Origin of the sequence: Microbacterium sp. CnD16-F (assembly GCF_024124465.1) — a bacterium.
GTDB classification, from domain to species: domain Bacteria; phylum Actinomycetota; class Actinomycetes; order Actinomycetales; family Microbacteriaceae; genus Microbacterium; species Microbacterium gawkjiense.
Genome location: NZ_JAMXSA010000014.1, coordinates 14289 through 34360 on the forward strand (window position 1 = coordinate 14289; position 20072 = coordinate 34360).

Genomic DNA, 20072 nt, shown 5'->3' on the forward strand with positions numbered 1-20072 from the left:
CTCAGTCCTCGGAGCCCTCGACGCGCTCGCGCTCGATGCGCACGGTGCGGTGCTTCTTGCCGAGCACCCGGTCGAAGACGAGCGCGACGACCGCGCCGACCGCGATCCCGGCGGGCACGCACCACAGCAGCAGGAAGCCGAACACCTGGCTCTGCGAGTAGCGCGCTCCCGTGCTCTCGCTGATCGCTCCGTCGCCGAACGCGAACGTCAGGATGAGGGCGACGAGGATGCCGAGGGCCGCCCCGACGGCGAAGAAGGCCGCGAACCGCGGGGTGCGCCGCAGCTCGGCGGACTCGACGTGCGTTTCGGAGTGCTCGGCCATGCTTCCATTGTCCACCCCCGTCTCAGGGGAGCGGGTCGCCGACGGTCTCCGGCTGGGCGGCGCGGGCACTGTTGCGCTTACGCCGCTGGACCGATCCGACGGCGAGGATGACCGTCACGGCCGTGGCGATCCCGACGACGATGAGCGGGACGAGGATGCCGGGGGCCGCGGCATCCTGCTCCTCCTCCTCGACGACCGCGGTGTCGGCGATCGTGGTGCAGTCCGCGGTCACGGTGAGATCGAGGTCCCCGAGGGTGCCCGCCCAGAGCAGGTCGGAACCGTCGGCGGTCGCGTCGGTCTGCGCGTCGACGCCGTCGAGGTTCATGGTGTCGCCCGATTCCGAGACGGCGACGGCGCGGAGGTCGACCTCGGCGAGCGCCGCCTGCGGGATCAGTTCCGTCCCCTCGGGCTGCACGTCGAACAAGAGGGTGCCCGAGCCGCCGTCGATCACGAGGGTCGGGGCGGACAGCGTCGTCTCGACGCCCGCGGAACTCGTGTAGGCGACGGTCCCGTCGAAGCTGAGGCTGCCGGAGGGGCGGACCGGCTCGAGCACGCCGGCGCCGCCGTCGAACGTGAGGATGCCGCCCTCCGCCGAGATCGCACCGTCGGTCCGCAGCTCATCGGCGCCGGAATCCCAGACGGCCGTCGCCTCGGAGACGACGCACGTGGGCGCCGCGGCGTTCGCGGGTGCCGTGGGAACGAGGAGGACCGCGGCCGCACCGATCAACCCGGCGACGAGGGGACGTGTGACGCTCCGGGGGTGCCGTGCCTGCATGGGGATCCTCTCCGCAGGCGATGGTACCGGGGCAGGTCAGGGCCGGAGCGGCAGCAGCCCGTCGAGGTTCGCCCGGACGCCCGACGCCCGGACGGTGCCGGCGGTGACGGCGTCGGCCCAGGCGACCTGTCCGGTTGCGAGCGCGATCCAGGTCGCGGCATCCGTCTCGATCACGTTCGGCGGGGTGCCGCGCGTGTGACGCGGTCCCTCGACGACCTGCACCGCGCCGAACGGCGGCACACGGACCTCGACGGAGTTGCCCGGCGCCTTCTCGACCAGCAGCTGCAGCAGGTAGCGGACCGCCATCGCCGTCTCGGGACGTGTCGCGGTGCCGGCGGCGACGGCCGCGAGGGCGTCGCGTCCGTCGCCGGTGCTGATCGTGCGGGCCATGGCAGCCACCGTAACGCGCGCAGGCCGGTCGGTAGGCTGGCGGGGTGAAGATCCTGGTCCTCGGCTCGGGCGCGCGCGAGCACGCCATCATCCTCGCCCTCGTCGCCGAAGGCGCCGGACACGAGATCTTCGCGGCTCCCGGCAACGCCGGCATCGCCGCCGACGCGACGATCGTCGCCGGGCTCGATCAGAACGACCCCGCCGCCGTCACCGGCTACGCGAACGAGGCGGCGATCGACCTCGTCGTCATCGGCCCCGAAGCCCCCCTCGTCGCCGGCGTGGCCGACGCGCTGCGCGAGCGCGGCATCCCCGTCTTCGGACCGGGCAGGGCCGCGGCGCAGCTCGAGGGCTCGAAGGCGTTCGCGAAGCGGATCATGGATGCCGCGGGCGTCCCGACCGGTCGCGCGGCGCGCGCGCACACCCGCGACGAGGTCGCCGCGGCGATCGACGAGTTCGGTGCCCCCTACGTCGTCAAGGCCGACGGGCTCGCCGCCGGTAAGGGCGTCATCGTCACGTCCGACCGCGACGCGGCGCTCGCGCACGCCGACACCTATTTGCCGAGCGGTCCCGTCCTGGTGGAGGAGTTCCTCGCCGGCCCCGAGGTCTCACTCTTCTTCGTCTCCGACGGCGACAGCGTGCGGGCGCTCAGCCCTGCGCAGGACTTCAAGCGCGCGTACGACGGCGACGAGGGCCCGAACACGGGCGGGATGGGCGCCTACTCGCCGCTCCCCTGGCTCGGCGAGCGCTTCGGCGGCGAAGACGCGTTCGTCGCGCAGGTGACCGCCGAGGTGGCCGAGCCCGTCATCCGGCAGCTGGATGCCGAGGGCACCCCGTTCATCGGGCTGCTCTACGCGGGCCTCATCCTCACCGAGTCCGGCGTCAAGGTGATCGAGTTCAACGCCCGCTTCGGCGACCCCGAGACGCAGGTCGTCCTGGCGCGTCTGCGCAGCCCGCTGTCACGCCTGCTGCTGGCGGCGGCCAGCGGCACGCTCGAGTCCGAGCCGGCCCCCGAGTTCTCCCCCGAGGCCGCCGTCACCGTCGTCCTCGCGAGCGAGGGATACCCGGAAGCGCCGCAGACCGGCCGCGCGATAGAGGGGACGGATGCCGCGGCATCCGTCGACGGCGTGCACCTGGCCCATGCCGCGACCGCCACCGCCGACGGTGCGCTCGTCGCCACCGGCGGCCGCGTGCTGAACGTCGTCGCGGTGGGCGCCGACCTCGCCGACGCGCGCGAGCGGGCGTACACCGCCCTCGAGCGCATCACCCTTGAGGGCGGGCACTACCGCCGCGACATCGCCGCCCGCGCCGCGGGCTGAACCCCGCGCGCGCCACCTCGCGCTGCGCTCAGCGCTGCGCGAGGTGCGCGGGGCGGCGCAGGAACAGCACGAGCACGACGCCGAGCGCGATCACGGCAGCGGGCAGGAGCATCGCCTGAGCCATCGCGGCGGAGAACCCCTCGGCGACGACGGGAGGCATCCCGCCACCGCCGCCGAAGTCCCCGCCCGTCGCCTCACCGGCACCCGGCAGGTTCGCCTCGAGGCGCGACTGCATGACGGAGGCGATGGCCGCGGAACCGATGACCGACCCGATCGTCCGGGTCGTGTTGTAGATGCCGGACCCGGCACCCGCCTGCTGCGGCGGCAGGTTGCGCGTGGCGGTCGTCGCGAGCGGTCCCCACATACCCGCGTTGGCGACACCGATGACCGCCGACGGGATCAGCAGCAGCAGGATCGGCGCCTCGGTGTTCATGAGCAGGGAGTACCCGACGAGCCCCGCAGCCATCAGCGTCAGTCCGGGGACCAGCAGCACGCGGGGGTCGACGCGGTCGAGGATGCGGCCCGCGAAGGGGGCGAGCACACCCGAGAGCACCGCCATCGGAATGAGGAGCAGTGCCGACTCGGTCGGCGTCAGCCCGCGGGCGAGCTGGGTGAAGAACGCCATCGGCAGCGCCATGCTCGTCACGGTGAACCCGACGGCGGCGATCGCGAGGTTGGAGATCGCGAAATTGCGGTCGCGGAAGAGCTGGAGCGGCACGAGCGGCTCGCTCGTCGTGCGGCCCTGCGTCCAGATGAAGACCGCGAGGACGACGACGCCGGCGGCGATCATCGCCCACACCCACGCGGCCCAGTCGTAGTGCTCGCCCTCCTGCAGGCCGAAGACGATGAGGAAGAGCGCGACCGCGCTCAGCACGACGCCGAGGACGTCGAACCGGTGCGGGTGCGTCTCGAGCTGCGGCACGAGCCGCCACGCGAGCACGAAGGCGACGACACCCACCGGGATGTTCACGAAGAAGATCCACTCCCACCCGAACCCGTCGACGAGCAGGCCGCCCGCGAGCGGACCGACGAGGGTGGCGACACCGGCGGTCGCGCCCCACAGGCCCATCGCCGCGCCGCGGCGCTCGGCGGGGAAGGTCCGGGTGATGACCGCCATCGTCTGCGGCGTCATCAACGCGGCGCCGAGGCCCTGCGCGGCTCGCGCGATGATCAGGGCCATGAGCGAGCCCGACAGTCCGCACGCGAGCGACGCAAGAGTGAAGATCGCGAGGCCGATCAGGTACATGTTCTTGGGGCCGAACCGGTCGCCGAGACGGCCGGTGACCAGCAGCGGCACGGCGTAGGTCAGCAGGTAGGCGGACGTGACCCACACGACGTTGTCGAGGTTGCTCGTGGTCGGGTCGAGGGCCGCCTTGATGGCGGGGTTCGCGACCGAGACGATCGTCGTGTCGACGAGGATCATGAAGAACCCGATGACGAGCGCCCAGAGCGCGGGCCAGGGGTTCGGAGGGGCGGCGGGTACGCCCGGGGCGCGGACGGTGGACGTGCTCTCGCTCATGCGCGTGCGGCTTCTCTCTGTGCCAGATAGCGGTCGGTGGCGGGGATGTCGACGACACCCCAGACGGTGTCGGGACGACGGATGAACTCGACCGCTTCGTCGAGCCAGGTGATGTCGGCGTCGAGGAGCGCCGCCTGGCGGTGCACCTCGATGAGGAACTGGGGGTGCGATCCGTGCGCGATCGCGCGATCGCGGGCGCTCCGATGGGCGTCCCGGGATGCCGCGAGCAGCTCCCGACGCTGGGCGAGGAGCGCGAGCACCTCGTCGCGGGGCAGGTTGTGCGCTTCGGTCAGGGCGATGCGGAAGCGGCCCGGGTCGTCGACCGACACGAGCTCGCGGCGGATCCAGGCGAGGAGGTCGGCACCACCGGCATCCGTCAACGCGTACGTCGTGCGCTCGGGACGGTTGCCGTCGCGGTCGCTGCCGACCTCGACGATGCGACCCTGCCGTTCGAGGCGGGCCACCGTGTGGTAGATCGTGCCGTGGGTGAGGGCGATCAGCCGGTCGGCGCGGCGCTCGCGCAGCAGGCGCACCATCTCGTACGCGTGCATGTCGTCCTCGTGCAGCAGCGCGAGGAGCATGACGGCGGTCGGCGTGAGCGCGCCCGTCCCGTGCGCCATGGAGCCTCCCGGTGAATTAGTCCATGTGGACTATACGCCGGTCCGGCGACGCCGGTATCACTGGTCGGGACGCAGCACCGCCCATACGCGCGACACCTCGTCGCCCATCAGCGAGATCTGCACGCCGACCATCCGGTCGACGCGGATGCTGGTCGCCCGTCCCGGCGCGCTGCACCCCTGCGTGAGAGCGATCGGCCCGGAGAAGTTCACGGGAGGGTCGTCCTCGCCCACGGCCGGCGACAGGGACAGCGTGATGGTGGCGTCCCGCGGGATGCAGTCGAAGTCGAGCACGTAGTCCTGGTCCCTCACCGCACTGCTCGACACGCTCACGACCGTCACGGGGTCGACGCCGACGGCATCTCTCTCGAACACCAGGCGCGAGGCCTCGAGCGGGTCCTGCTCAGGGACGGCGTACGAGGGGTCCACCGATTCCTCGGGTTCGGGCATCGAAGTGGGGGTCGGGGTCGGCGCGGCCTCGGCCGACCTGGTCGGGGACGACGGCGGCGTCGGCGCGGCGTCATCGACCGCGGCGGTCGAGACGCAGCCGCTCAGTCCGAACGACACCGCGAGGGCGGTCAGGGCGAGCAGGGGGCGACGCATCCCGCCACGGTACGCCCTCCGCGCGCCCGACATAATGGGCTGGTGACGGATGCCGCGACCCCCCTGCCCGGATGGACCCACGTGTACTCGGGCAAGGTCCGCGACCTCTACCGACCCTCCGACGGCGCCGATGACGGCCGACTGCTCGTGGTCGCCAGCGACCGTGTCAGCGCGTTCGACCACGTGCTCGAGCCGGCGATCCCCGGCAAGGGCGCCCTCCTCACCTCGCTGTCGCTGTGGTGGTTCGAGCAGCTCGCCGGTGCCGACGGCGGCCGCGCGATCGCCAACCACCTCCTCCCCGGCGAGACGCCGCCGGCCGCGACCGACGGGCGCGGCATGGTCGTCCGTTCGCTCGACATGCTGCCGGTCGAGTGCGTCGTCCGCGGCTACCTGACCGGCTCGGGATGGGTCGAGTACCAGGCCGACGGCACGGTCTGCGGCATCCCCCTCCCCGCCGGCCTCGCCAACGGCGACCGCCTGCCGGAACCGATCTTCACCCCGGCCTACAAGGCCCCGCTCGGCGAGCACGACGAGAACATCTCGTTCGAGCGCACCGTCGAGCTCGTCGGCGCCGAGCGCGCGGGGGAGCTGCGCGACGCGTCGCTCGAGATCTACCGCCGCGCCGCCGCCCTCGCCGAGGCGAAGGGGCTGATCCTGGCCGACACGAAGTTCGAGTTCGGCCTCGACGCCGACGGCGTCCTCACCCTCGCCGACGAGGTGCTCACGAGCGATTCGTCGCGGTATTGGGATGCCGAGACCTGGCGCACCGCCGAGACCCCCGCCGCGCGCATGGCGAGCTTCGACAAGCAGATCGTGCGCGACTGGCTGGCGGCGCATTGGGCCCACGCGCCCGGAGGCTCGGCGCAGCGCAATAGCGATGCGTCGAGCGGGCGTGGGGAGGACAAGCAGGGCACGCCGCCCGTCGTCCCCGACGAGATCGTCGCCCAGACGGCGGCGAAGTACCGCGAGCTGCTCGAACGCCTCACGTCCTGACGGCGTCGCTCCCACGCACTCAGCCGACTCCCAGGTAGCCTGACGCCAGGCATCCCCCCATCACCCGAGGAGTACGCGCATGCCCATCTGGACCCTCCACGGCGACGGCCGTCGCGTCGCCCCCGGTGCCGTCGTCACCCCCCGCGAGCGCCTCGGCTGGGGCAGCACGATCGCCATCGGCGCCCAGCACGTCGTCGCGATGTTCGGCGCCACCTTCCTCGTGCCCCTGCTCACCGGGTTCCCCGTCAGCACGACGCTGCTCTTCTCGGGCCTCGGCACCCTCCTCTTCCTGCTCCTCACCCGGAACCGCCTCCCCAGCTACCTCGGGTCGTCGTTCGCGTTCATCGCGCCGATCACCGCCTTCGGGCCGGGCGAGGGCAAGCCGCTCGACAGCCCCGAGCAGATCGGGCAGGCGCTCGTCGGCGTGTTCGTCGCCGGCCTCCTGCTCGCCGGCATCGGCTTCCTCGTGCAGGCGACGGGGACGCGCTGGCTCGAGAAGCTCATGCCGCCGGTCGTGTCGGGAGCGATCGTCGCTCTCATCGGCCTGAACCTGGCACCCGCCGCCTGGAACAACTTCACGACCGACGCGGTGCTCGCGACGATCACGCTCGTCGCGTGCATCCTGTTCGCGGTGCTGTTCCGCGGCATCCTCGGGCGCGTCTCGATCTTCCTCGGCGTCGTCGTCGGCTACATCGCCGCGCTGATCATGGGGCGGGTCGACTTCACCGGCGTGGCGAAGCTCATCGAGGACCGCGCGTGGTTCGGGTTGCCCGCCTTCCACCTGCCGTCCTTCGGCGACCCGATCGCGTGGGGCCTGCTCCCAATGTTCCTGCCGGTGGTGCTGGTGCTCGTGGCCGAGAACGTCGGACACGTCCGCGGCGTCGCGACCATGACCGGCGACCCCACCGTCAACACGCGGACCGGTCGCGCCCTCGTCGCCGACGGACTCGCGACGACCCTCGCCGGCGCGTTCGGCGGCTCGGGCACGACGACCTACGGCGAGAACATCGGCGTCATGGCGGCCACCCGCATCTACTCCACGGCGGCGTACTGGGTGGCGGGCATCATCGCGGTGCTGCTGTCGTTCTCGCCCGTCGTGGGCGCCGTGCTCTTCACGATCCCGAGCGGCGTGATCGGCGGGGTGACGACCGCCCTCTACGGCCTCATCGGCGTCATCGGCATCAAGATCTGGGTCGACAACCAGGTCGACTTCTCCCGCCCGGTCAACCAGTACACGGTCGCGGTCGCCTTCGTCGTCGCGATCGCGAACTTCACGATGGACCTCGGCCAGCTGCAGTTCGGCGGCATCGTCCTCGGCACTGTCGCGGCCCTCGCGATCTACCACGCGGGCAACGCGATCGCCCGGGCACGCAAGACGGGGGCGGATGACGGCGGTCCCCTCGTCCCGATCGGTCAGCTCGGCGGCGACCCCGACTGAGCCCCGTCGGCGCGGGCGCGGGAACAAACGGGAAGCGGTGACGTTACCGATTCACGTGAATACGCCTACGCCTGCCCGTCTCGCGCCCGACACGTCGATGGGTGCGGTCACGCTCCTGGTCGCAGACCTCGACGGGATGACCCGGTTCTACCGCGACGTCATCACTCTGCAGGTGCTCGATGCGGAGGGCGACACGGTGACGCTCGGTCGCGCGAACCGCCCGATCGTCGTCCTCCGAGCCGAGCCGTCGCTGCGCCACGCCCCCGCAGGTTCCGCGGGACTGTTCCACACCGCGATCCTCTTCGAATCGCAAACGGCGCTCGCGGCGGCCCTGTACTCCCTCGCACGCCACGCGCCCCAGACCTTCACGGGCAGCGCCGACCACCTCGTCAGCCAGGCCTTCTACGCCACCGACCCCGAGGGCAACGGCATCGAGCTCTACTGGGACCGCGACCGGAGCGCCTGGTCGTGGACGCACGGACGGGTGGAGATGGCGACGCTCTTCCTCGACCCGAACGCCTTCATCCGCGAGCACCTGACCGACGCCGCCGCAGCGGGCGCGACCGCCGACGAGGCGGCATCCGTCGGTCACGTCCACCTGTCGGTGGGGGATGTCGAGACCGCCCGGTCGTTCTACGTCGACACCCTCGGGTTCGACGTCACAGCGGAGCTCAGCGGTTCTGCCCTGTTCGTGAGTGCGGGCGGCTACCACCACCACATGGCGATGAACGTCTGGAACTCGCGCGGCGCCGGACCGCGCATGCCCGCGCTCGGCCTCGGCCGCGTCGACCTCGCCCTGCCCGACCGCGACGGTCTCGGCGAACTGAGCGAACGCCTGCGGCACCACGGCGTGCAGGCGGCCGACGACGGTCGGACGGTGACCTTCACCGACCCGTGGCGCAACACGCTGCACGCGACCGCCGTCGCGTGAGCCGCGTCAGGCGGACTCGCGGACGATCAGCTGGGTGTCGAGCAGGGTCTCGCGCGGCGGGTATCCGCCCGACAAGAGGGTGAGGAGGATGTCCGCCATCACCTCGCCCTGCTCGAGCGACGGCTGACGCACCGTCGTCAACGCGGGCGAGACCGACGTGGCGACGGGGGAATCGTCGTAGCCGACGATCGCGACGTCCTCTGGGACGCGGATGCCGGCGCGCGTCAGCTCGGTCAGGACGGCTCCCGCCATCAGGTCGCTCGCGACGAACAGTCCGTCGAACTCGGCACCCGACCGGAGGATCCGCGTGACCGCGGCAGCACCGCCCGCGGCGGTGAAGTCGCCGTCTTCCACCGCGACGGGCGACAGGCCCGCAGCGTCCAGCGCCTCGTGGAATCCGGTCAGCCGGTCGATGCCGCCCGGCATCGTCGTCGGACCCGTGACCATGGCGAGCCTGCGCCGACCCCGGTCGAGAAGATGCTGCGTCGCGACACGGCCGCCCTCGACGTTGTCCACGTCGACGTAGAAGTCGCGTTCGCGCCGGCGCACGGGTCGCCCGCCGAACACGACGGGCATGGCCGCCGCGATGCGGTCGATGAAGGCGTCGCTCGTGTGGTGGGACACGATGATCGCGCCGTCGACCGCTCCGCTGCGGAGGTACTCGGTGGCTTTGTCGTTCGGATCGTCGCTGGCGATGATCAGGTTCAGGACGTAGTCGGACTTCGAGATCCGCTTGTTGATGCCGCTGACGATCGCCGCGAAGAAGGGGTCGCCGAAGAACCGCGTCGTGTCCTCGGGGACGACGAGCGCGATGGCCATCGTCGCGCGGCTGGCGAGGGACCGCGCAGCGCGGTTGGGCACGTAGTTGAGCTCATCGATCGCGCGGCGGACGGCGGCGAGCGCGGCGGGGCTGACGGCGGTCGAACCGTTCACGACGCGCGAGACCGTGGAGCGGGACACCCCCGCCGCCGAGGCGACCTCTTCGATCGTCACCGGGGGGTGGAGGACATCGGACACGGTCACCTCGCGGAGTGCAGTCATTCCATCGCTCGGGCGGCGATGACCCGACGATACTCCAGGGCGCTGTCTTTGAACGTCCGTTCCTGCGTGGCGTAATCGACCCGGATGAGACCGAAGCGTTTGTCGTAGCCCCACGCCCACTCGAAGTTGTCCATGAGCGACCAGTAGAAGTAGCCGCGGACGTCGACGCCGGCCTCGGCGGCATCCAGGATCGCCGCGAGGTGACCGCGCAGGAACCCGACACGGTCCGCGTCGTGCACCCGCACGGCGCCGTCGTCCACGACCGCCTCGTCGTCGTAGGCCGCGCCGTTCTCGGTCACGAACAGCGCCGTCCCGGCATCCTTCGCGTACTCGTCCCAGACCCGCTCGAGCAGGACGGTCAGCGCCTCGGGCTGCACCTCCCAGTGCATCGCCGTCCGGGGCAGACCGCGCTCGTACCAGTGGATGCCGTCGCCCGCCGGCCACGGCGACCCCACCGCGCGGTCGGTCGGGGCATCGCCGGGCAGCGGCGGGTCCGCGGGCGCCGTGCCGCCGACGAACTCGCCGTGGTAGTAGTTGACGCCCAGCACGTCGAGCCGCCGGGAGATGGTGTCGAGGTCGCCGGGCAGCACCGCCGCCTCGAAGCGCGCGGCCGCGTCCGCGTCGACGTCGCGGATGTCGGCGACGATGTCCTCCGGGTAGCTCCCCCGGAAGATCGGGTCGAGGAACCAGCGGTTGAACTGCCCGTCGATCCGGCGCGCGGCATCCACGTCCTCGGGTCTGGCGGGGTCCGCCGCCTCGGCGACCGTCAGGTTCAGGGTGATGCCGAGGTTCAGCGCGGGGTCGCGGCGGCGCAGCTCCTCGACGACGAGACCGTGTCCGCGCAGCAGGTGGTGGGATGCCAGCATCCCGTCGGCGATGCTGAACCGGCCGGGCGCGTGGATGCCGCCGGTGTAGCTGAGGAACGACGAGCACCAGGGCTCGTTGAGCGTCGTCCAGTCCGTCACGCGGTCGCCGAGTGCGTCGTGGACCGACAGGGCGTATTCGGCGAACCGCTCGCTGGTCTCGCGCGCCGTCCACCCGCCCCGCTCCTCGAGCGCCTGCGGCAGGTCCCAGTGGTACAGCGTGAGCCAGGGACGGATGCCGGCACCCAGCAGCTCGTCGACGAGACGCTCGTAGAAGTCGATACCCTTCGGGTTCACCGCGCCGCCGTCGGGGCGCACGCGCGACCACGACGTGGAGAACCGGTAGGTGTCGAGGCCCAGCTCCTTCATGAGCGCGACGTCGCCGCGGTAGCGGTGGTAGTGGTCGCACGCGACGTCGCCGTTGTCGGCGTTGATGACGGCCCCCGGCACCCGGCTGAAGGCGTCCCAGATCGACGCGGTGCGACCGTCCTCGAAGGCGGCGCCCTCGATCTGGTATGCGGCGGTCGCGGCGCCGAAGAGGAAGCCGGTCGGGAAGGGGCGGATGCGGGGGGCGGGCACGGGGGCAGAGTACTCCTGCGCGAGAACGTTCACCGGATGACCGTCAGCCCTTGACCGCGCCGGCCATGATGCCGCTGATGAGCTGCTTGCCCGCGACCACGAAGAGCACCAGGAGCGGGAGCGTCGCCAGGATCGCGCCCGTCAGGACGATCGAGTAGTCGACGTAGTAGCCCGACTGCAGCTGGCTGAGCGCCGTCTGCAGCGTGGGGCTCTGCGGCTTGAGCACGAGCAGCGGCCACAGGAAGTCGGTCCATGCCGTCATGAACGTGAACAGGCCGAGGATCGCCATGGCCGGTCGCGCCGCCGGCACACCCACCGTGAGGAAGGTGCGGAACTGCCCCGCGCCGTCGACGCGGGCGGCCTCGATGAGCTCGTCGGGGATGACGTCCACGAGGTACTGCCGCATGAAGAAGACACCGAACGCCGTGACGAGGGTCGGGATGATGACGGCCCCGATGCTGCCGGTCCAGCCCAGCTCGCGCATCAGCATGAACAGCGGGATGATGCCGAGCTGCGTGGGGATCGCCATCGTCGCGACGACGAAGACCATGAGGCCGTCGCGGCCCTTGAACCGCAGCTTCGCGAACGCGTAGCCCGCGAGGGTGGAGAACGATACGACCGAGACCGTGATGATCGACGAGATGAGGACCGAGTTACCCAGGGCGACCCAGAACGGGATGGCGTCGAGGACCTTCATGGCGTTCGCCAGGAAGTTGCCGCCCGGGATGAGCGGAAGCGTCTCCGCCCGCGTGGCGTTGGTGCCGCTGCCGACGACGAACGACCACCACATCGGGTAGACGCTGCCGACGACGAACGCGGTCAGCAGTCCGTAGGTCAGGAAGCCGGGGCGGCTGCCGATGCCGGCCGGCCCGCTCTCGCGGGGACGTCGACGGCCGCTACGGCGCGGACGCTCGGGCTCGACGACGTCGACCTGCTGGACGGGCAGCGGTGCCGGGATCGCGGTGGTCATCGGGTGCCTTTCGTGGAGTCGGAACGACGCGCGCGGCGCGCCTTGCGGTCGGCACGCTCCGCGCCGCCGGCGATGCCGCGCGAGACGAGGAAGTTGATGAGGCCGATCCCGACGATGAGGACGAACAGGAGGATGGCGACGGCCGAGCCTTCGCCGAGATCGCGGCGGAAGAACGCCAGCTCCCAGAGGTAGAGGACCGTCGTCTGGAACTGCCGGTCGCTGCCGCCGGTGCCGCCGGCGGTCGACACGTCGAACAGCCGGGGCTCCGCGAAGATCTGCAGACCGCCGATCGTCGCGGTGATGATGACGAAGATGAGCGTCGGTCGGATCGAGGGGATCGTGATCGAGAAGAACCGGCGCGCAGGGCCTGCACCGTCGATGGCCGCCGACTCGTAGAGGTCGCGCGGCACCGCCTGCATGGCCGCGAGGAGGATGAGGGCGTTGTATCCCGTCCACCGGAAGTTGACCATCGTGGCGATGGCGATATGGCTGAGGAACGTGTCGTGCTTCCACTCCTGGTCGGGGATGCCGACGAGGTTCAGCACGTTGTTGACGAGGCCGTCGGCCTCGTTGAAGGCGCTGGAGAAGATCAGCGCGGTGGCGACGGGGGTGACCACGAAGGGGATGAGGACGCTCATCCGCCAGAAGGTCGGTGCACGCAGGCCGCGGTCCAGGAGGTAGGCCACCAGGAGTGCCACGGACAGCTGCGGGATCGCCGAGAGCAGGAAGATGCTCAGGGTGTTGCCGATGGACTTCCAGAACGAGTCGTCCTGGAGGACGCTCACGAAGTTGCCCGCACCGACGAACTCGTCCTGACCGCTCAGCAGATCCCAGTCGAACAACGAGACGTTGACCGTGTACAGCAGCGGGAAAAGACCGACGAGGGCGAAGAGGAGGAAGAACGGGGCGATGTAGGCGTACGGCGAACCGCGGTACGCGAATCGCGAAAGGCGCTGGCGTGCGCTGAGGCGCGGCGGTCGAGCCGCGACGTCGGCCTGGGCCTCCGGGCGCACGCGAGGCGGCGGCGAAGCGGTGGTGGTCATGGTGTCCTCTCGTGTGCGCCGGGATGGTGCACGGGTCACCGGCGATGCCGGTGACCCGTGCGGGAGGTCCTAGTCGGACTCGACCTGCTTGGCCAGCTCCGCGAGGGCCTTGTCCCACGCGCCGGCGGTGTCGACCTCGCCCCGGTCCAGCGCGCTCAGCGCGGGCCCGAAGACGTTCTCCTGGATGACCGAGTCGTCCGGTCCCTTGTACTGGGCGACGACACCCTTGGCACGCTCAGCGAGGATCGCACCGGTCGGGGCGTCGTTGAAGAACTCGTTGGGCGTCGCGTCGCTCGCGAGCTTTTCCTGCGCCTCGATGGTCGACGGGAAGTTGCCCGCAGCCGCCGACTGCTTGACCTGCTGCTCGGGCTGCGTCAGCCAGTCGGCGAGCTTCGCCGCCGCTTCCTTGTGCTCCGAGGTCTCGGAGACCGACAGCCACGCGCCGCCCCAGTTGGCTGCGCCGCCGGGGAAGACATCCGCGAAGTCCCACCCGGTGGAGGCGTCGCCACCGGCACCCTCGACGCGCTCCTGAACCACGCCGAGCATCCAGCCCGGGCAGACGAAGGTCGCGAATGTCCCGTCGACGAAGGACTTGTTGCCGTTCCAGTCCCACGCCGCCTGCGCGGCGGACTGGCCACCCTCGGTGGCGGCGCCGAGGAGCTCGAAGCGCCGCTTGAGCTCGGCGTTGCCTTCGACGTTCAGCGTCCCGTCGGCGGTGTAGTAACCCTCGTCGAGCTGGTTGACCATGGCGTTCCAGACGAAGCCGGAGTGGTCGTACCACCCCTTGCCGGTGTCGTCGGTGTACTTCTGGCCGATCTCGAAGTAGTTCTCCCAGTCGCCGTCGAGCAGCTCGGCGACGCTCTCGCGGTCGGTCGGCAGGCCGGCCGCCTCGAACGCCGGGGCGTTGTAGCAGATGCCGCTCGGGCCGATGTCGGTGCCGTAGCCGATGACACGACCGTCGGGTGCCGTGGCCGTCTCGTACTTCCAATCGACCCAGTCGGCCTTGCGGTCCTCGATGCCGTAGTCGCGCAGGTCGGCGAAGTTCTCGACGACGCCCTCCTCCATGATCGCGCCGAGCCAGCCCTCCTCAATCGCCACGATGTCGGAGAGCCCGCCGGCGCCGATCTTGGTGAAGAGGTCGGTGCGCGCGTTGCCGCCGGTGTCGATGTTGGTGGCTTCGATCTTCACGCCCGGGTTGGCCTCTTCGTACTCCTTGTAGAGGTCCTCGTAGCCGAAGGTGCCGAAGGTCGTGATGGTGAGGGTGACGTCGTCGCCGCCACCGCCGCTGCCGGTGCCGCCGGTACCGCCGGCCGAGCAGCCGGCCAGGACGAGAGCGGACGATGCGGCCGTGCCGGCGATGATTCCGACGCGTCGCAGAACGCGTGAGTTCACAGGACACTCCTTTGTGGTGTGGACGAGAGCCAGGTGCCGTACTCCGCCTTTGGGAGCGCTCTCATCGAGTTGTGGGAGACGTTATGGGATCGCTCCCACGACTGTCAAGGGATCGCTCCCACGGCGCGAGTCACGGTTTGGTCACGGACGGCCGCGGTGGAGCGCAACGGCGGCGCGGCGCGGGCTCTAGACTGGTCGCGCACCCTGCCCGCGACATCCCGGAGCTTTCTGATGCCCACCATCGTCGTCGACGTCATGCCCAAGGCCGAGCTCCTGGACCCGCAGGGGAAGGCCGTCGCCGGCGCCCTGCAGCGCCTCGGTCACGCCGGATTCGGCGACGTCCGCATCGGCAAGCGGTTCGAGCTCACGGTCGACAGCGCCGACGAGCAGACCCTCGCCGCCGTCAAGACCATCGCCGACGAGATCCTGTCGAACTCGGTCATCGAGGACGTCGTGGGCATCGAGGTCGTCGAGTGACCGTCCGCGTCGGGGTCATCACCTTCCCCGGCTCGCTCGACGACGGCGACGCGCGCCGCGCCGTGCGTCTCGCCGGCGCCGAGCCCGTCGCCCTCTGGCACGGCTCGCACGATCTCGACGGCGTCGACGCCCTCGTCCTGCCGGGCGGGTTCAGCTACGGCGACTACCTGCGCGCCGGCGCGATCGCCGCGCTCGCGCCGATCATGTCCGAGGTGAAGGATGCCGCGGCGAAGGGTATGCCCGTCCTCGGCATCTGCAACGGCTTCCAGATGCTCGTGGAGGCGCACCTGCTGCCGGGCGGACTGATCCGCAACGCCCACCAGCAGTTCATCCGCCGCGACCAGCGGCTCGTCGTCGAGAACGCCGACACCGCGTGGACGAACGAGTTCCGCCGCGGGCAGGAGATCGTCATCCCCCTCAAGAACGCCGACGGCGGCTACATCGCCTCCGACGAGACGCTCAAGCGGATCCAGGGCGAGAACCTCGTCGCGTTCCGCTACGCCGGCGTCAACCCCAACGGGTCGATCGACGACATCGCGGGCCTGACGAACGAGCGCGGCAACGTCGTGGGACTCATGCCCCATCCCGAGCACGCGATCGAGCCGGGCTTCGGTCCCGACACCCCCGCCGCCATGCGATCGGGCGTCGACGGTCTGCGCTTCTTCACCGCGGCGGTCTCCGCGGTCGTGCACTCCGCCGCCTGAGCCGTCAGACAGTCCCCGCCGGGGGCCAGACGCCGATGATCACGGCCATGACGAGGACCGTGACGAGCTCGTGCCCGATGTTCATCACCGTGAGCGAGGACGGCCGCCCCTCGAAGGCGTCGTGCGTGATGAACCGGGATGCCGTGAACCCCGCCCACAGCAGGATGCCGGTCACGATCGCCGACCACAGGTACGACCCCTCGTAGAAGTGCCAGGCGATGCTCGTCGCCCCCGCGAGGACCCACGCCGACGCGAAACTGACGAACACCGTCACGACGATGGCGACGGTGGCCGTGGCGGCCGGGCGGTCCATGTCGACGCCCGCCAGACGGGCCCATCGCGTCCCGAAGACTTTGGGGGCGTACCAGATCGACCCGACGATCATCGTCGAGACGGTCGCGAGGATGACGCTCCAGTAATTGATCTCGGGAACCACGGGGACCTCCTGACGACGACGGTCGATGTGAGGCGACAGTAGCGCCACAAGGGCGAAACGATGCGGAAATACGGCGGGTCTAGCGTCGGGGACGCACCCTCGCATGTCACCCGCAGCATGATCAAGGAGTCCCCTTGCGCCGTCTCGTCCCCCTCGCCGCCCTCGCCGCAGCGACCACCCTCGTCCTCGCCGGATGCGCCGGCGGCGCCCCGGCATCCGCCGGCGGATCGGAGGACCACGGCGAGATCAGCGTCCAGTACTCCTGGATCAAGAACGAGGAGTTCGCCGGCGAGTTCTACGCCTATGAGAAGGGCTACTACGAGGATGCCGGCTTCTCCGACGTCGTCGGCATCTCCGGCCCCGACACCGGCGTCGCGAAGCTCCTGTCCGGCACCGTGCAGGTCGCTCTGAGTGATGCGGCATCCGTCGGCGCAGCCGTCGCCGAGCAGGACGCACCCCTGAAGATCATCGGCGCCACGTTCCAGAAGAACCCCTTCACGATCCTGTCGCTCGCCGACGGCGCGAACATCCAGACGCCGCAGGACCTGGTCGGCAAGAAGATCGGCGTACAGGACTCGAACGCCTCGGTGTTCGCGGCCCTGCTCAACGCCAACGACATCGACCCTGCCGACGTCGAGGTGGTCCCGGTCGACTTCAACCCCACCCCCGTCATGAACGGCGAGGTCGACGGCTTCATGGCGTACCTGACGAACGAGGCCCTCACCGTCGAGCTCGCCGGCTACGACGTGACCAACCTCGCGTACGCCGAGAACGGCGTCCCCTACGTCGCCGAGACCTTCACGGTGACCGACCAGTACCTCGCCGAGAACAAGGAGCTGCTGAAGGACTTCCTCACCGCCGAGATCAAGGGATGGACGCACGTCTTCCAAGAGCCGGTGGAGGACACCGTCTCGCTCGTCGAGAAGTACTACAACCAGGCAGCCGAGGAGTCCGAGGACGGCCTGGAGTCGGTCTTCGGGGCGCTCGACCCCGAGAAGACGACGAAGGGCATCGAGGCGCAGAACCTGCTGATCTCGACCGACGAGACCGAGGCGAACGGCCTGTTCACGATCTCCGACGACCTGCAGCAGCAGACCGTGGACTCGCTCGCGGCTGCGGGCTGGGACGTCAGCGTCGAGGACCTCTTCGACACGACGATCATCGACGAGATCTACGCCGACGACGCCGAACTCAAGGATTACCTGCCCTGACATGACCAGCACCAACGTCGCGGATGCCGGTGCCCTCGCGGGCACCGGCATCCGCATCGACGGTCTCGCGAAGACCTTCCACACCGGTCGTGGGCGCACCGTCGAGGCCCTCTCCGACACCCATCTGCACACGGATCAGGGATCGTTCCTGTCACTGCTCGGACCCTCGGGATGCGGCAAGTCCACGATCCTGCGCATCCTGGCCGACCTCGAGCAGCCCACGAGCGGCGAGGTGCGCGTCGACGGCAAGACTCCCGCGCAGCTGCGGCGCGACCACGACCTCGGGATCGCTTTCCAGGACCACGCGCTGCTGCCCTGGCGGAGCGTGCTCGCGAACATCCGTCTGCCGTTCGAGGTGGCCGGCCGTACACCGGACCGCGACTACATCGACGAGCTCATCGGGCTCGTGGGCCTGCGCGGCTTCGAGAAGGCCAAGCCCGCGCAGCTGTCGGGCGGGATGCGTCAGCGCGTGTCGATCGCCCGGGCCCTGAGTCTCAAGCCGTCGGTGCTGCTGCTCGACGAGCCGTTCGGCGCCCTCGACGACATGACTCGACAGAACCTGAACCTCGAGCTGCTCCGCATCTGGACGGAGAAGCCCGCGACGACGCTCATGGTGACCCACGGCATCTCCGAGGCCATCTTCCTGTCCGACCGCGTCGCGGTGATGTCGCCGCGACCGGGCCGGATCACGGAGGTCATCGAGGTCGACCTCCCGCGCCCGCGCCTCCCCGAGATGCAGCGGACTCCCGAGTTCCACGCGCTCGTGGACCACGCATCCGATCTGCTCTTCACGGGCGACGGCCGCGCGGCCGCCGAGTCATGACGAGCGCTCCGGCCGCGCGCCGCGCACGCCGCGCACCGCGTGGGACCGCCGCCATCGTGGGGGTGGTCGCCCTGCTCGGCGCGTGGTGGCTGTTCTCGGCGACCGCCTTCGTCCCGGCGCCGGGGACGACGTTCACCCCGGTGCCCGACCCGTGGACCGTGTTCGCGACGATCGCCTCGGACGGGTTGCCCGCCTACTGGCCGGTGTTCCAGGTGACGATCTCCGAAGCCCTCCTCGGCTTTGCGTGGGGCAACGCGATCGCCCTGCTCCTCGCCTCGGTGGTCCTGCTCATCCCGAAGGCCGAGACCGTCGTGACGCAGATCGCCGTGGTCAGCTATTGCCTGCCCGTCGTCGCGGTCGGCGGCATCGCCGTCGTCGTCCTGCCGGCCGCGAAGCGTGCGGGTGACCTGAGCGCCACGGCGATCTTCCTCGCCGCCCTCGCCGTCTTCTTCACCACCGTCGTCGGCGCGCTCGTCGGGTTCAAGGCCGCCGACCGCGCTTCGCTCGACGTCGTCCGCGTCTACGGCGGCTCGCGCCTCACGCAGCTGCGCAAGGTGCGCCTGATCGCGGCGGCGCCGGCGATCCTCAACGCCCTCCAGATCGCGGTCCCGACGGCATTCCTCGGGGCGATCCTCGGCGAGTACATGGGCTCGATCGACCAGGGCGTCGGGATCACCCTCATCAAACTGCAGGGCGACCTCGACTCGCCGCGGGTGTGGGCGGTCTTCCTGCTCACCGCGCTCGTCGCTCTCCTGGGCTACGCACTGCTGGGCCTCCTGTCGCGGATCGTGACACCGTGGGTCGCGGGCGCTCGCTCGTGAAGGGCGTCGGGCGCGCGCTGGGCCGTTCCAGCGCGAATGCGGTGCAGACGCTCGTCATCGTCGTCGCCGCTTGGTGGGCGGTGGTCTCTTTCACCGGGATCTCCCCGTACATCGCCAAGGGCCCCGTCGATGTGTGGGAGTTCCTGGTCACGGACGAGGATGCGGCGGCCCACCGCGATGCCCTCGGCCCACTCGTGGGGCAGACCCTCGGCGACGCCGCGCTCGGCTTCATCACCGGCATGGCCGCGGCTCTCGTCCTCGCGATCGTCTTCTCGCTCTCCCGCGCCGTCGAAGCGGGTGTGATGCCGCTCGCGCTGCTGCTGCGCAGCATCCCCCTCGTCGCCATCGCCCCGGTCATCATCCTCATCACCGGACGCGGCACCCCGGCATCCGTCGCCGTCATCGGCAGCATCGTCGTGCTGTTCCCCGCGCTCGCCTCGATCCTGTTCGGCCTGTCGCGCGCGTCGCCGCAGAGCCTCGACCTCGTCCGTGTCTACGGCGGCGGGCGATGGATGCAGCTGCGCAAGGTCGACGTGCCGGGTGCGCTGCCGTCGCTGTTCGCCGCGGCGCGGGTGTCGGTCCCGGGCGCGGTGACGGGTGCGCTGCTGGCCGAATGGCTGTCGACCGGAACGGGGATCGGCGGGGCGATCCAGAAGCTCACGGCGCAGGTCCGGTTCGACGACCTCTGGGCCTCGGTCGCGGTCATCACCCTCATGACGCTCGTGCTCTACAACCTCGTACAAATCGTCGAGAACGTCGTCCTCGCCCGCATGGGCATGGCGACGACGGTCGAGTGACCCGGCGGTAG

General features: G+C 70.5%; 22 protein-coding genes. 10 read left to right on the top strand and 12 right to left on the bottom strand.

Annotated elements, in window-relative coordinates; genetic code table 11:
- Position 1: 1 nt before the first annotated feature.
- From NH287_RS05865 to NH287_RS05875, 3 genes are read right to left on the bottom strand one after another with little or no spacing between them, the layout of a single operon-like run.
- Positions 2-322, bottom strand: coding sequence for a hypothetical protein (locus NH287_RS05865; protein WP_064003507.1), 321 nt, complete (start codon positions 320-322; stop codon positions 2-4).
- Positions 323-344: 22 nt separating this feature from the next.
- Positions 345-1097, bottom strand: a complete 753-nt coding sequence (locus NH287_RS05870; RefSeq protein ID WP_253034852.1) for an HtaA domain-containing protein — start codon at positions 1095-1097, stop codon at positions 345-347.
- 36 nt (positions 1098-1133) lie between these two features.
- Positions 1134-1487 carry a sterol carrier family protein gene (locus tag NH287_RS05875; protein ID WP_217529069.1) on the bottom strand — a complete coding sequence of 118 codons (354 nt, stop codon included), beginning with the start codon at positions 1485-1487 and terminating at the stop codon, positions 1134-1136.
- A gap of 44 nt (positions 1488-1531) precedes the next feature.
- Here NH287_RS05875 and purD point away from each other — a divergent pair, with 44 nt between their 5' ends.
- Positions 1532-2803: a phosphoribosylamine--glycine ligase gene (gene purD, locus NH287_RS05880; protein ID WP_253034853.1), complete on the top strand. Its 1272-nt coding sequence runs from the start codon at positions 1532-1534 to the stop codon at positions 2801-2803.
- Between the two features lie 28 nt (positions 2804-2831).
- Here purD and NH287_RS05885 read toward each other — a convergent pair whose 3' ends face one another.
- The 3 genes from NH287_RS05885 to NH287_RS05895 are packed head-to-tail and all read right to left on the bottom strand — an operon-like array spanning position 2832 to position 5542.
- Positions 2832-4322, bottom strand: a complete 1491-nt coding sequence (locus tag NH287_RS05885; protein WP_253034854.1) for a DHA2 family efflux MFS transporter permease subunit — start codon at positions 4320-4322, stop codon at positions 2832-2834.
- Positions 4319-4942: a PadR family transcriptional regulator gene (locus NH287_RS05890; protein ID WP_253034855.1), complete on the bottom strand. Its 624-nt coding sequence runs from the start codon at positions 4940-4942 to the stop codon at positions 4319-4321. Before NH287_RS05890 ends, NH287_RS05885 begins: the two co-directional genes overlap by 4 nt.
- A 57-nt stretch (positions 4943-4999) precedes the next feature.
- Positions 5000-5542, bottom strand: coding sequence for a hypothetical protein (locus NH287_RS05895; RefSeq protein ID WP_253034856.1), 543 nt, complete (start codon positions 5540-5542; stop codon positions 5000-5002).
- A 42-nt stretch (positions 5543-5584) separates the two neighbouring features.
- Here NH287_RS05895 and NH287_RS05900 point away from each other — a divergent pair, with 42 nt between their 5' ends.
- From NH287_RS05900 to NH287_RS05910, 3 genes are all read left to right on the top strand, one after another.
- Positions 5585-6535 carry a phosphoribosylaminoimidazolesuccinocarboxamide synthase gene (locus NH287_RS05900; RefSeq protein WP_253034857.1) on the top strand — a complete coding sequence of 317 codons (951 nt, stop codon included), beginning with the start codon at positions 5585-5587 and terminating at the stop codon, positions 6533-6535.
- Between the two features lie 79 nt (positions 6536-6614).
- Entirely contained in the window at positions 6615-7973 is a 1359-nt protein-coding gene (locus NH287_RS05905) for a uracil-xanthine permease family protein (RefSeq protein ID WP_253034858.1), read from the top strand.
- 97 nt (positions 7974-8070) lie between these two features.
- Positions 8071-8904: a VOC family protein gene (locus tag NH287_RS05910; RefSeq protein ID WP_253034886.1), complete on the top strand. Its 834-nt coding sequence runs from the start codon at positions 8071-8073 to the stop codon at positions 8902-8904.
- 6 nt (positions 8905-8910) lie between these two features.
- Here NH287_RS05910 and NH287_RS05915 read toward each other — a convergent pair whose 3' ends face one another.
- From NH287_RS05915 to NH287_RS05935, 5 genes are all read right to left on the bottom strand, one after another.
- Positions 8911-9945: a LacI family DNA-binding transcriptional regulator gene (locus NH287_RS05915; RefSeq protein ID WP_253034859.1), complete on the bottom strand. Its 1035-nt coding sequence runs from the start codon at positions 9943-9945 to the stop codon at positions 8911-8913.
- Positions 9942-11387, bottom strand: coding sequence for a GH1 family beta-glucosidase (locus NH287_RS05920; RefSeq protein ID WP_253034860.1), 1446 nt, complete (start codon positions 11385-11387; stop codon positions 9942-9944). The genes NH287_RS05915 and NH287_RS05920 overlap by 4 nt, the downstream gene beginning before the upstream one ends.
- Positions 11388-11430: 43 nt before the next feature.
- Complete coding sequence (locus NH287_RS05925; protein ID WP_253034861.1) at positions 11431-12357, bottom strand: carbohydrate ABC transporter permease; 927 nt, start codon at positions 12355-12357, stop codon at positions 11431-11433.
- The gene (locus NH287_RS05930; RefSeq protein ID WP_253034862.1) at positions 12354-13400 is read right to left on the bottom strand and encodes a carbohydrate ABC transporter permease; all 1047 of its coding nucleotides are present in this window, start codon (positions 13398-13400) and stop codon (positions 12354-12356) included. Before NH287_RS05930 ends, NH287_RS05925 begins: the two co-directional genes overlap by 4 nt.
- Before the next feature lie 69 nt (positions 13401-13469).
- Entirely contained in the window at positions 13470-14792 is a 1323-nt protein-coding gene (locus NH287_RS05935; RefSeq protein ID WP_253034863.1) for an ABC transporter substrate-binding protein, read from the bottom strand.
- 231 nt (positions 14793-15023) lie between these two features.
- Here NH287_RS05935 and purS point away from each other — a divergent pair, with 231 nt between their 5' ends.
- Together purS and purQ are read left to right on the top strand one after the other, a co-directional pair.
- Positions 15024-15269, top strand: a complete 246-nt coding sequence (gene purS, locus NH287_RS05940; RefSeq protein WP_064003491.1) for a phosphoribosylformylglycinamidine synthase subunit PurS — start codon at positions 15024-15026, stop codon at positions 15267-15269.
- Entirely contained in the window at positions 15266-15973 is a 708-nt protein-coding gene (gene purQ / locus NH287_RS05945) for a phosphoribosylformylglycinamidine synthase subunit PurQ (RefSeq protein ID WP_064003490.1), read from the top strand. Before purS ends, purQ begins: the two co-directional genes overlap by 4 nt.
- A 4-nt stretch (positions 15974-15977) precedes the next feature.
- On the opposite strand, the gene NH287_RS05950 is transcribed toward purQ, so the two are convergent.
- Positions 15978-16409: a DUF1761 domain-containing protein gene (locus NH287_RS05950; RefSeq protein ID WP_253034864.1), complete on the bottom strand. Its 432-nt coding sequence runs from the start codon at positions 16407-16409 to the stop codon at positions 15978-15980.
- Between the two features lie 134 nt (positions 16410-16543).
- On the opposite strand from NH287_RS05950, the gene NH287_RS05955 reads away from it, so the two are divergent.
- The 4 genes from NH287_RS05955 to NH287_RS05970 are packed head-to-tail and all read left to right on the top strand — an operon-like array spanning position 16544 to position 20061.
- A complete protein-coding gene (locus tag NH287_RS05955) occupies positions 16544-17620 on the top strand; it encodes an ABC transporter substrate-binding protein (protein WP_253034865.1) in 1077 nt (358 codons plus the stop codon).
- Between the two features lies 1 nt (position 17621).
- Positions 17622-18443: an ABC transporter ATP-binding protein gene (locus tag NH287_RS05960; RefSeq protein WP_253034866.1), complete on the top strand. Its 822-nt coding sequence runs from the start codon at positions 17622-17624 to the stop codon at positions 18441-18443.
- The gene (locus tag NH287_RS05965) at positions 18440-19264 is read left to right on the top strand and encodes an ABC transporter permease (protein ID WP_253034867.1); all 825 of its coding nucleotides are present in this window, start codon (positions 18440-18442) and stop codon (positions 19262-19264) included. Before NH287_RS05960 ends, NH287_RS05965 begins: the two co-directional genes overlap by 4 nt.
- On the top strand, positions 19240-20061 hold the full coding sequence (locus NH287_RS05970; protein WP_253034868.1) for an ABC transporter permease subunit: 822 nt from the start codon (positions 19240-19242) through the stop codon (positions 20059-20061). The genes NH287_RS05965 and NH287_RS05970 overlap by 25 nt, the downstream gene beginning before the upstream one ends.
- Positions 20062-20072 lie beyond the last annotated feature (11 nt).

Coding starts and splice junctions, on each gene's coding strand:
- NH287_RS05885 (WP_253034854.1), bottom strand. CDS start 4,322: ATGAGCGAGAGCACGTCCACCGTCCGCGCCCCGGGCGTACCCGCCGCC.
- NH287_RS05925 (WP_253034861.1), bottom strand. CDS start 12,357: ATGACCACCGCGATCCCGGCACCGCTGCCCGTCCAGCAGGTCGACGTC.
- NH287_RS05890 (WP_253034855.1), bottom strand. CDS start 4,942: ATGGCGCACGGGACGGGCGCGCTCACGCCGACCGCCGTCATGCTCCTC.
- NH287_RS05960 (WP_253034866.1), top strand. CDS start 17,622: ATGACCAGCACCAACGTCGCGGATGCCGGTGCCCTCGCGGGCACCGGC.
- NH287_RS05875 (WP_217529069.1), bottom strand. CDS start 1,487: ATGGCCCGCACGATCAGCACCGGCGACGGACGCGACGCCCTCGCGGCC.
- NH287_RS05965 (WP_253034867.1), top strand. CDS start 18,440: ATGACGAGCGCTCCGGCCGCGCGCCGCGCACGCCGCGCACCGCGTGGG.
- purS (WP_064003491.1), top strand. CDS start 15,024: ATGCCCACCATCGTCGTCGACGTCATGCCCAAGGCCGAGCTCCTGGAC.
- NH287_RS05865 (WP_064003507.1), bottom strand. CDS start 322: ATGGCCGAGCACTCCGAAACGCACGTCGAGTCCGCCGAGCTGCGGCGC.
- NH287_RS05895 (WP_253034856.1), bottom strand. CDS start 5,542: ATGCGTCGCCCCCTGCTCGCCCTGACCGCCCTCGCGGTGTCGTTCGGA.
- NH287_RS05905 (WP_253034858.1), top strand. CDS start 6,615: ATGCCCATCTGGACCCTCCACGGCGACGGCCGTCGCGTCGCCCCCGGT.
- NH287_RS05870 (WP_253034852.1), bottom strand. CDS start 1,097: ATGCAGGCACGGCACCCCCGGAGCGTCACACGTCCCCTCGTCGCCGGG.
- NH287_RS05915 (WP_253034859.1), bottom strand. CDS start 9,945: ATGACTGCACTCCGCGAGGTGACCGTGTCCGATGTCCTCCACCCCCCG.
- NH287_RS05910 (WP_253034886.1), top strand. CDS start 8,071: ATGGGTGCGGTCACGCTCCTGGTCGCAGACCTCGACGGGATGACCCGG.
- NH287_RS05930 (WP_253034862.1), bottom strand. CDS start 13,400: ATGACCACCACCGCTTCGCCGCCGCCTCGCGTGCGCCCGGAGGCCCAG.